The organism is Enterococcus sp., assembly GCF_032555305.1.
Taxonomy (GTDB): domain Bacteria; phylum Bacillota; class Bacilli; order Lactobacillales; family Enterococcaceae; genus Enterococcus_A.
In genome coordinates this window covers 1-10995 of record NZ_JAWGOQ010000038.1, presented here as the reverse complement: position 1 = coordinate 10995, position 10995 = coordinate 1, and the positions used below count along the sequence as shown (strand labels likewise).

General features: G+C 41.6%; 9 protein-coding genes and 2 tRNA genes. 4 read left to right on the top strand and 7 right to left on the bottom strand.

The window, feature by feature from the left end; translation table 11 throughout:
* Positions 1 to 59 precede the first annotated feature (59 nt).
* The 4 genes from E6139_RS20325 to E6139_RS20310 all read left to right on the top strand — a co-directional run bounded on the left by E6139_RS20325 (position 60) and on the right by E6139_RS20310 (position 3827).
* Positions 60 to 1028, top strand: a complete 969-nt coding sequence (locus tag E6139_RS20325; RefSeq protein ID WP_316405367.1) for an ABC transporter substrate-binding protein — start codon at positions 60 to 62, stop codon at positions 1026 to 1028.
* Between the two features lie 42 nt (positions 1029 to 1070).
* Positions 1071 to 1991, top strand: coding sequence for an ABC transporter permease subunit (locus E6139_RS20320; protein ID WP_316405366.1), 921 nt, complete (start codon positions 1071 to 1073; stop codon positions 1989 to 1991).
* A complete protein-coding gene (locus tag E6139_RS20315) occupies positions 1969 to 2772 on the top strand; it encodes an ABC transporter ATP-binding protein (RefSeq protein ID WP_316405365.1) in 804 nt (267 codons plus the stop codon). Before E6139_RS20320 ends, E6139_RS20315 begins: the two co-directional genes overlap by 23 nt.
* Positions 2773 to 2873: 101 nt before the next feature.
* Positions 2874 to 3827 carry a biotin--[acetyl-CoA-carboxylase] ligase gene (locus E6139_RS20310; RefSeq protein ID WP_316405364.1) on the top strand — a complete coding sequence of 318 codons (954 nt, stop codon included), beginning with the start codon at positions 2874 to 2876 and terminating at the stop codon, positions 3825 to 3827.
* A 53-nt stretch (positions 3828 to 3880) separates the two neighbouring features.
* Here E6139_RS20310 and gor read toward each other — a convergent pair whose 3' ends face one another.
* From gor to E6139_RS20275, 7 genes are all read right to left on the bottom strand, one after another.
* Entirely contained in the window at positions 3881 to 5230 is a 1350-nt protein-coding gene (gor, locus tag E6139_RS20305) for a glutathione-disulfide reductase (RefSeq protein ID WP_316405363.1), read from the bottom strand.
* Positions 5231 to 5440: 210 nt separating this feature from the next.
* The gene (locus E6139_RS20300; RefSeq protein ID WP_316405362.1) at positions 5441 to 6682 is read right to left on the bottom strand and encodes a U32 family peptidase; all 1242 of its coding nucleotides are present in this window, start codon (positions 6680 to 6682) and stop codon (positions 5441 to 5443) included.
* Between the two features lie 13 nt (positions 6683 to 6695).
* Positions 6696 to 7610 carry a peptidase U32 family protein gene (locus E6139_RS20295; protein WP_316405361.1) on the bottom strand — a complete coding sequence of 305 codons (915 nt, stop codon included), beginning with the start codon at positions 7608 to 7610 and terminating at the stop codon, positions 6696 to 6698.
* 104 nt (positions 7611 to 7714) lie between these two features.
* The gene (locus E6139_RS20290; protein WP_316405360.1) at positions 7715 to 10213 is read right to left on the bottom strand and encodes an ATP-dependent Clp protease ATP-binding subunit; all 2499 of its coding nucleotides are present in this window, start codon (positions 10211 to 10213) and stop codon (positions 7715 to 7717) included.
* Between the two features lie 5 nt (positions 10214 to 10218).
* On the bottom strand, positions 10219 to 10686 hold the full coding sequence (locus E6139_RS20285) for a CtsR family transcriptional regulator (RefSeq protein WP_316405391.1): 468 nt from the start codon (positions 10684 to 10686) through the stop codon (positions 10219 to 10221).
* A 119-nt stretch (positions 10687 to 10805) separates the two neighbouring features.
* Positions 10806 to 10879, bottom strand: a tRNA-Pro gene (locus E6139_RS20280).
* An 18-nt stretch (positions 10880 to 10897) separates the two neighbouring features.
* Positions 10898 to 10971, bottom strand: a tRNA-Arg gene (locus E6139_RS20275).
* Between the last annotated feature and the right edge of the window lie 24 nt (positions 10972 to 10995).

Sequence of the window (10995 nt, the reverse complement as noted above, 5' to 3'; positions counted from 1 at the left end):
TTTCGACACTTCTAAGCGGGTGATTTTTTTATGGAAATGAAAAAAAGGAGAGAAAAATTATGAAAAAAACAGTATTAGCAGGAATTGGATTGGTTAGTTTATTGATGTTAGGCGCTTGCGGTGGCGGAAATGACGCTGATAGCAACGACAGCACAAAAACAGTTGGGGTCTTACAATTAGTTCAACACGCTTCATTGGACAACGCCTATGATGGGTTCAAAGAAGGCTTAGAAGAAGGCGGCTATAAAGAAGGCGAAAACTTAAAAATCGAATATCAAAATGCACAAAATAATCAAGATAACTTGAAAAGCATGAGTGAAAAACTAGTCAAAGAAGAACCTGATTTGTTATTGGGGATCGCTACTCCAGCGGCTCAATCTTTGTTAAACGCTACAACTGAAATTCCCATCACTGTTACTGCCGTTACTGACTTGGAAGAAGCAAAATTAGTTAAAAGTGATAAGAAACCGGGTGGAAACGTTACAGGAACAACGGACATGGTGCCTATCGATAAACAAATCGAACTGCTCTTATCAATCGTACCTGATGCGAAATCAATCGGAATCATGTACAACGCAGGGGAAGCTAATTCAAAAATCCAAGCCGACCTTGCTGAAAAAGCCTTGAAAAAAGCTGGCGTTGATGTAAAAGTCAAAACAGCCAATACAACAAATGATGTACAACAAGTTACTGAATCTTTAGCAGGTGAAACAGACGGAATTTATGTTCCTACTGATAATACTTTCGCAAGTGCAGCGGCTGTTATTGGTGATGTTGTAAAAGAGAAGAAAATTCCATTAGTCGCAGGCTCAACCGAACAAATTGATGGTGGTGGTTTAGCAACAGTTGGTATCGACTATAAATCACTTGGCAAACAAACCGGAAAAATGGCGGCAAAAATCTTAGATGGTGATGCTAAGCCGGAAGATACTCCTGTCGAATCTGCTGACACATTGAAATTAGTAGTCAACAAAGATATGGCTGAAGCTTTAGGGATCGACCCAGAAAGTATCAAAGAACCTAAATAAAGAATTCGTTATAACAGCTCCAAAAAGAAAGAAGGAAGAATCATGAATGTTATCACTTTGTTATTATCAGCGACGTCACAAGGTATGCTCTGGTCATTATTAGCGATCGGTGTTTACATGACTTTTCGAATTTTAGATATTGCCGATCTGACCGCCGAAGGGAGTTTCCCTTTAGGCGGCGGGATCGCCGCGATTTGCATCGTCAACGGCATGCACCCCGCACTGGCTACTTTGCTGGCTTTTGGCGGCGGGATGCTAGCTGGTTTAGTTACCGGAATCTTGAATACCAAATTCAAAATTCCAGCTCTACTAGCCGGGATCATCACTATGACGGGATTGTACTCCGTTACTTCACGCGTGATGGGAGCACCAAATATTGCCTTGCTAGGAGAAAATACTGTCTTTACCACAGCCCAAGACATGGGATTAAGTAAAAATAATGCGGTCATCTTGATTGGTTTATTAATCGTGATGCTGGTCATTCTGCTGCTAGTACTGTTTTTCCGAACAGAGATTGGTCTCGCTGTCCGGGCAACAGGTGATAATCCCGATATGAGCGAGGCTAACGGTATCAAAACTGAAAACATGAAACTGTTAGGGTACATGATCTCAAACGGCAGCATCGCTCTTTCAGGAGCATTGTTAGCCCAAAACAACGGCTTTGCTGATTTGAATTCAGGTGTTGGAACGATCGTTATCGGGCTGGCTTCGATCATTATCGCAGAAGTTCTGCTTCATAATAAGCCGATTTTGATTCGTTTGATTACAATTGTTGCTGGAGCGATTATTTACCGCTTCATCTTAGCTCTAGTTTTCGAAATGAACGTAGAGCCGACAGACTCTAAATTGGCTTCAGCGATCGTCTTAGTAATCTGTCTATCATTACCACAAATTCGATCAAAATTTACCATAAAATCAAAAAAGAAAGGGGCGGATGTTAATGCAACCAGTATTAAGGATTAATAATCTACATCAATATTTCGAACGCGGAACAGTCAACGAGAACCATGTATTGCGTGGAATTAATTTAAGTCTTGCCCCTGGCGAATTTGTTACGATCATTGGCGGGAACGGTGCTGGCAAATCGACCTTGCTCAATAGCGTTGCGGGAACTTTGCCGATTGAAGAAGGTCAGATGTTCTTAAATGAAGAAGATATCACCAAACATTCTGTCACACGTCGGTCGAAAAAAATCAGCCGTGTCTTTCAAGATCCTAAAATGGGGACCGCGGTCCGTTTATCTGTAGAAGAAAACTTAGCTTTAGCAATGAAGCGTGGTCAAAAACGCGGCTTTTCTTTAGGTGTAAAAAGTAAAGATCGCAGTTTCTTTCAAGAACAGTTAGCGATGTTGAATCTGAATTTAGAAAATCGGCTGGACGCAGAGATTGGTTTACTCTCTGGCGGACAGCGTCAAGCCATCACTTTATTAATGGCGACATTGCAGCGGCCTGATTTAATTTTATTGGATGAACACACTGCCGCACTCGATCCGAAGACTTCCTTGACTGTTATGGGATTAACCGAGCGATTGATTCGTGAACAGGAACTAACCGCCTTCATGGTGACTCATAATATGGAAGATGCGATCCAATACGGCAACCGCTTGATCATGTTGCATCAAGGTCAGATCGCTTTAGATTTAAAACAAGAGGAAAAACAGAACTTAACCGTACCAAAATTGATGGAGCTCTTCCATCAAAATTCTGGCGTCGAACTTAAGGACGATGCCCTATTATTAAGTTGATGCTTAAATGATTCACCCCCTTCTTTCTTGGCAGGCTACTTTTATGTAGCCTGTTTTTTTGTTACACTGAGCCCAGAATGAAAAATTAAAGGAGGCTATCTATGTCGACCAAGGAGAAGATTTTAGCACGCTTAAAAGCGGCAGAAGAAGTTTTATCTGGCGAAGCCTTAGCCCAAGAATTAGGTGTTTCCCGTACTGCTATCTGGAAAGCGATCAAGGAATTAGAGAAACGAGGCTATCAGATCCAGCATTCAGCCAATGGTTATCGCTACCAGCCCTCTGATATTTTGGATGCCAAAGAAATTCAAGAAGGAATTCAGCAAGACGTTGACATAACAGTGTTAGAAACTTCTGTCTCTACTATGAAGGATGCACAATTAGCTGTAATGAACGGTAAAAAATCGCCCTTATTGATCGTGGCAGATATGCAAGAAGCCCCTCGTGGTCGTTTTGACCGACCATTTTTCGCAGCCAAACAACAAGGGATCTATATGAGTTTACTATTGGAGCCTAAAGAGCAATTACAAGAGTTACCACAGTATACGATCTTGATGGCAGTCGCTGTAGCTGAAGCCATTGATGAACTACTAGGGGTCAATACTCAAATTAAATGGGTCAATGATATTTATCTGAATCACAAAAAGATTGTTGGGATTTTATCCGAAGCAATGACTGACGTTGAAACCAACTCACTAAAATATATCATCATTGGCATGGGGATAAATTTTTCTATTCCACAGGAAAACTACCCAGCGGAATTGCAAGAAAAAGCAACCTCCTTATTTCCAAGCGGCGATGCGACAATCACTCGTAACCAATTAATCATCAATATCTGGAATCGTTTCTTTGACCTGTTATCTCATCAAACGACTTATCTGGAGGCTTATCGTAAAAAGTCATTTGTATTAGGAAAAAAAATTACCTTCAAGCGTAAAGATCAATCTTATCTAGGCACTGCTGTCGCTATCACCGACACTGGAGAGTTGGTTGTTGATCTAGGGGAAGAGACCGTCTCTCTTTCCTCTGGGGAAATCAGTTTAAGCTCAATTCAATAGAAGGTCAAAATCCAACAAAAAAATGATGTGCCGATTTGCGGCACATCATTTTTTTAGCGCATTGTAACAAATTCCTCGCTGCCAGTTGGGTGAATCGCAACCGTATCATCAAAATCTTTCTTCGTTGCGCCCATCTTAATAGCTACCGCAAATCCTTGCAGCATTTCATCAACACCGACACCAATCGCATGTAAGCCGATGATTTTTTCTTCTTCACCAAGACAAATCAACTTCATATCGCATTTCTGACGATAATCACTCAAAGCAAAATACATCGGCGTAAATCTTGAATGATAGATTTTGATCTGATCTTTTCCATAACGTTCGATAGCAGCTTCTTCTGATAAGCCGATCGTGGCAATCGTTGGGTGTGTAAAAATCACCGTTGGTACATTTTCGTAATCTAAGAATTCTTCAGACTTACCGTTAAAGACACGTTCTGATAAACGACGACCAGCCGCGATAGCTACGGGTGTCAGGTCGATCTTGCCAATCACATCGCCAACCGCATAAACACCTTCACTCGTCGTATTTTGATATTTATCGACGATCACGAAGCCTTTTTCATTCAATGTCACCGAGGTATTTTCCAAGCCTAAATTATCCGTATTCGGCACACGACCGCCGGCAAACAATACTTTATCTCCCGTCAGTGTATTTCCGTTTTCGAAATAGACAGTGTAGGTCCCTTCAGCATTTTGTTTAATTTCTTTTGCCACATGATGGTCGTATAGCTTCATTTTGTTGTCTCGATATATCTCAACTAAATTGTCCGCCAACATTTTATCAAATGTCCGCAATGGACGACTGTGACGAAAAGCCCAATGAACTTGAGTACCCATGCCTTGCAACACGCCGCTCAATTCTGCTGCAATATAGCCAGCCCCTAGAACAACGACTTCCTTCGGCTGCTCCGTCATTTCAAAGAATCCGTTAGAATCAATGGCGTATTCGCCACCAGGAATCTTCATCTGACTTGGGCGACCACCCGTCGCGATCAGCATATTTGGTGCTGTGTATTCTTCTCCATTTACGCTAACAACATGATCTGACTTGAAAGTCGCGTAGCCTTCGATCCGTTCCACATTGTTACTATCAAGCCCACGGTAATACGCGCCATGTAAAAAATCAATATACTTTTCACGCCGAGCAACTAACTCTTTGAAATCAAATGTTTCAACATCTGCCTGTACACCGTAACTAGGCGCATCTCGTTCAATCATTTCCAGCATACTGCTAGCTTGCCACATCACTTTTTTCGGAACACAGCCAACATTGACACAGGTTCCGCCGATTTTATTTCCCTCGATCAACAAGACCTTCGCCCCATACATACCGGCACGATTTGCCGAGGCGATCCCGCCACTACCGCCGCCAACAACGATATAATCATATTTTTTCATTCGTCTTCCTCCTAGTTCGTATTAAGGTAATGGAAATATTTTAAAGTAAGCAGAATAAACAGCTTGAAACTCAATACTTTCATTTTAATCTATTTTGCTAGAAAAGGATCATTTTTTGTTCCAAACACTCTTTTCTCTTAAAAAATATCTCAAGAAAACCGCACGTCAAAAATCGGCTTTTCATCCAACTTCTAGCGTGCGGCTTATATATTAGTCTTTCTTTTTCCGAATCATATCTCCCGGTTTAACTGGCTGAGCGACTGGCATCGTCAAGACCATCATCGGATTAGGTGCGCGATCAATCGACTCACCTTCATCATTTTTCATTTCCGTAACCGTTTGTTCAAAATGCTGGAAATGCGGACCATAAAACTCGATCTCATCCCCCACTCTAAAATGATTTCGTTGACGAATAGTGGCAATTCCACTAGCTTCATCATAACTTAAAACCTCACCAATAAATTTATAGACAGGAATCTTTCGGCGCGGTCCAAATAGTTGTTCATTTTCTGTTGGTGTGTGGTAATAAAAACCCGTTGACAATTCTCGCTGAGCAACTTTCCATAATTCATCAATCCACTCTTGCTTGCAAACATAGTTGTCTGGATCAGCAATATAGCTGTCAACTGCTGCTTTATAAACATTCGCTACAGTAGATACGTAGTGAATTGATTTCATTCGACCTTCGATCTTCAAGCTATCGACACCATTTTCAATCAAATCAGGAATATGTTCGATCATGGACATGTCCACCGCACTCATGGAAAACTCTTCTGTCACATCGCCATTTTCTATCAATGATCGATGTTCTTGGGCGAACGGCATATCAAATAATTCATATTTCCAGCGACAGGACTGTGAACAGCCGCCACGGTTTGCATCCCGCATGGACATATGATTCGACAAGGTACAACGACCTGAATAGGAAATACACATCGCGCCATGGATAAAGGCTTCAATTTGAATATCAGTATTGCGACGAATCTCTGCTAACTCTTCCATCGATACCTCTCGAGCTAAAACAACCCGTTCCAAGCCCTCATTTTGCCAAAACTTCAAGGTCTCGGCATTTGTAGCTGAGGCTTGCGTAGATAAATGGATTTCTAACCCGGGCGCTTCTGATGCACAAATCTCAATCAAAGCAGGATCGGAAACAATTACTGCCGATATCCCAATATCACGTAATTTTTTAAAGAATTCTCCGGCTCCTTCTTCGTTGCCTTCATGTGTGACCATATTAGCCGCTACATAAACTTTAGCGCCATATTGATTGGCAAAAGCCACTCCTTCTTCCATTTCTTCAAATGAAAAGTTTCCGGCTCGAGAACGCAGGCCATATGCATCTCCACCAATATAAACTGCATCCGCACCATAATGTATTGCGGTTTTCAATTTTTCTAATGTCCCGGCTGGCGCTAAAACTTCCGGCCGTTTCAACTTTCTCTCTGTCATGCTACTATTCCCTCTATTTAATCGCTGTTGGGTCCAAATGATAAAAACCAGTATCCATTCCCCGACCAACAGGATGATATTTTTGAATTGCTTGCTGCGCGCTGATTGCGGCTGATTCATCCCAAGAATTCGTTTCAATTGCTGATTTAGCCTCTGCAAAGATTTTCGCAATTGCGACAAAATCTTTACCAGGTGTAAACAGACCGTCTAATTTCCACGTTTGATAACCCGCTTGGTTCAACTCAGCTAGCTCATTAATCAAATTCAGATCATTATCAGCAAAGATGTGTGTGCCATGCTGATCTTCATAAATCGAATAATGCGTCTCTGCTTTTTTCGGTTCTGAAATGAATAATCCCCGCTCCTTTGAAGCACTTTCCGTCTGTTTTGTGTAATTAAAATAATTATCCAACAACGGTCGTTTCGATTGATGAATGCACGTTGCGCCATAAACCAATACTTCCACTGGTACATTGACGTGCTCACTTAAACGCTGCATCTCTTCAAAGGGAACTTCGCGAGCCAATATTGCGCCCACAGCACCCTTTTTCTGCCAAAAATTGATCTGTCGTGCATTAGTCACCAAAGTTTCCGCATCATAAATATATGGCAAATCATATTCCTGCAATAAATAAATCACACCCGTATCACCAACAACGACGTGATCCGGTTTCACTTCCGCTAAAAAATCCAAATACTCTGGGATCATTTTCATTTTCTCAGGATGCATGATGCCATTGACAGCAATATTCACTTTTTTTCCTTGAGTATGTGCCAAGTCAATCAGCGCCTTCTGCTCCTCGCGAGAAAAAGAATGGGGCAGTCGCAGACCAAAAGTTTCTTCCCCTATATATAGTGTATCCACGCCGGCAGTCAGCAATTCTTCAGCTTGTTCCAGCGATTCTGCCGTCGCAATTAATTCGATCATGGTGTTTCCTCCCTTTAGACTTTCCCATACTATCACAGCTTGCAAAAGTTTCCAACTAACGATATAAAAAAGAGGAGGACATCAACACGTCCTCCTCTGATCAATTAAACTTTTTCTGGAATTTTTTCTTCTTTTGGATTTTTCACTGTTAATGTGATTTTGCCTTTGCTTGCTCCAATCGTTACCGTGTCACCCAATTGGATTTGCCCAGACAATAAAGCCTCCGCAAGTCGATCTTCAATTTCTTTTTGTAGTGCTCGTCGAATCGGCCGTGCACCATATTCAGGATCAAACCCAACTTTTCCGATAACATCGTAAGCAGCAGGAGTAATCTTCACTTTAATCTCATGTTCCTTCATACGATCCAGAACAGCACGACTCATAATTTTAACGATCTCATTAATCTGATCTTGGTTTAGTGATTTGAACACCACTGTTTCATCAATCCGGTTGAGAAATTCTGGACGAAAGGCCTTTTTCAATTCTTCCAAAATTCGTTTTTCCATCATCGCATGGTCTTTCGTAATGTCCTTCACGTTAAAACCGACATTTTTTTCTTCGCGGATCTCTGTCGCACCTATATTTGAGGTCATAATCAAAATTGTATTGCGGAAATCAACTTTTCGACCTTTTGAATCCGTTAAGTGACCATCATCCAAGACTTGTAATAAAATATTGAAGACATCTGGATGGGCTTTTTCCACTTCATCCAGCAAGATAACGGAGTAAGGTTTTTGACGAATCTTCTCTGTCAGCTGACCGCCTTCTTCATAGCCCACGTAACCTGGTGGTGAACCAATCAAACGGCTGGTGCTGTATTTTTCCATGTATTCAGACATATCTACTCGAATCAAGGTCTCTTCACTGCCAAACATTGCTTCCGCCAATGCTTTAGCCAGCTCCGTTTTACCTACTCCTGTTGGACCTAAGAACATGAAGGAACCAATCGGTCGGTTCGGATCTTTCAACCCACTGCGAGCCCGACGAATCGCTCGAGAAATAGCGACAACCGCTTCATCTTGGCCAACGACCCGCTTATGCAGTACTTTTTCCAGATCCATCAGGCGCTGACTTTCTTTTTTCTCCAGTTGCTGTAATGGCACTCCTGTCCATTGTGAAACAACAGCCGCAACATCCTCATCCGTTACTTGATCAATATAGCCATTTTCTTGCTTAGCCGCTTTGATTTTCGCTTGCTCCAATACTTCGGATAGTTGTTTCTCTCTTAAACGCAAACGAGCAGCAGATTCAAAGTCTTGATTTTGAATAGCTTTTTCCTTTTCAGCCACCAAATCCTGAACTTCTTCTTCCAAGTCTGTCAGCTCCGATACTTCATCGGTCGAATCCAAACGAACTTTTGCAGATGATTCATCCATTAAATCGATCGCCTTGTCCGGCAGTTGACGTGAATTGATATAACGCACGGATAAAGAAACAGCCGCATGCAATGCTTCATCAGTAATTTCGACGCCATGATGATCTTCATAACGAGGACGCAAGCCTTTCAATATTTCTTCTGCTTCTTCAGGTGTCGGTTCTTCTACCTGTACGCGAGCAAATCGGCGTTCTAAAGCAGAGTCTTTTTCAATGTATTTTTGGTATTCATCTAAGGTTGTCGCACCGATCGTTTGCAATTCTCCGCGTGCTAACGCAGGTTTCAAGATATTAGAAGCATCGATCGCGCCCTCAGCGCCACCCGCGCCGATCAAGGTATGCAATTCATCAATAAATAGAATGATTTGTCCATCATGATAAATTTCGTCGATCACTTTTTTCAAACGGTCTTCAAACTCTCCACGATATTTTGTCCCAGCAACCAAGGCACCCATATCCAACATCATCAACCGTTTTCCACGCATATCCTCGGGTACATCGCCTGAGATAATTCGTTGCGCCAAACCTTCAACAATTGCCGTTTTACCGACACCAGGTTCTCCCACTAGCACAGGATTATTTTTGGTTCGACGGCTCAAAATTTGAACTACACGACGAACCTCACTGTCTCGACCTACTACTGGGTCTAGACGCTTTTCTCGAGCCAATTTCGTTAAATCCCGAGCTAAACCATCCAAGGTAGGTGTTCCTTGTGAGTTACTTTGAGCAGGTTTTGCTGGTGCCTTGCGGCGATTCCCAGCTCCTTGATTACCATTTGATGCTTCATTCACACCCATCTTCTTCAATAAAAGCTGCCGCATTTTAGGCAAGCTCAAACCGAGATTCACTAAGATATGGGAAGCCAAGATTTCATCGTCTCTCAATAGCCCTAATAAGATGTGCTCAGTTCCAACCAATTTTGCATTAAAACGCTTCGCTTCATCATCTGCAAAAATCAAAATTTGCTTTGCTCTAGGAGAATAAGGCAAGTAACCCCCTTCAGGATAGGATTTAACCGATCCGTAACCCGTCATATGCTCGATTTCTTCACGTATATCATTTTCACTTGAATTCATTTGACGTAATGTTTTACCCGCAATTCCTTGTTGTTCGATCACTAACGCTAACAATAGATGTTCCGAACCAACCGAACGGTGTTTAAAATATTTAGCTTCTTGCTGGGCGATCGCCAACACTGCTTTTGCGCGTTCTGTATACAGCTGATCCATATCCCTCACTCCTTTTTCTCATAACTTAAACGTTCCAAAAATCCATGAAGAATTCTTGCCCGTAGTCTGTTTTCAATTTGACTGATACCAAGAACATTCTTCGATACTGCACTCAACATCAAATTACCTTCATTTTCCGTAATAATTTCCTCTTCGAATAATTTCTGAATAATTCCAAAAGCATTTGCCTCAGAAATATCACTTCCAAAAGAATCCATCAATTGTTCCAAAAAATAATGTTGATCAGAAATCTTAACTTTACTAATTCGAATATATCCACCGCCACCGCGTTTACTTTCAACTAAGTATCCTCGTTGAAAAGTAAAACGAGTATTGATCACATAATTTATCTGAGAAGGAACACAATTAAACAATTGTGCCATTTCAGCTCTGCGAATTTCGATAATTTCACTATTTTCCAAAATATCTTTCAAGTAAGATTCGATCAAATCAGAGGTATTTCTGCTCATGATATCGCCTCCTATTGACTATTCCTGACCATAATTATATCGAATTTAGAGCGTGAAATAAAGAAGAACGCCTTTCTTTAAATAAGGATAAAAAAAAAGAAGGCTTTCACCTTCTTTTTTGATCGGGAAGACAGGATTCGAACCTGCGACACCTTGGTCCCAAACCAAGTACTCTACCAAGCTGAGCTACTTCCCGATAAACAAAAAAAAACTATGCACCCGAGAGGACTCGAACCTCTAACCCCTTGATTCGTAGTCAAGTACTCTATCCAATTGAGCTACGGGTGCCTATTTTGTTAATGCCGAGGACCG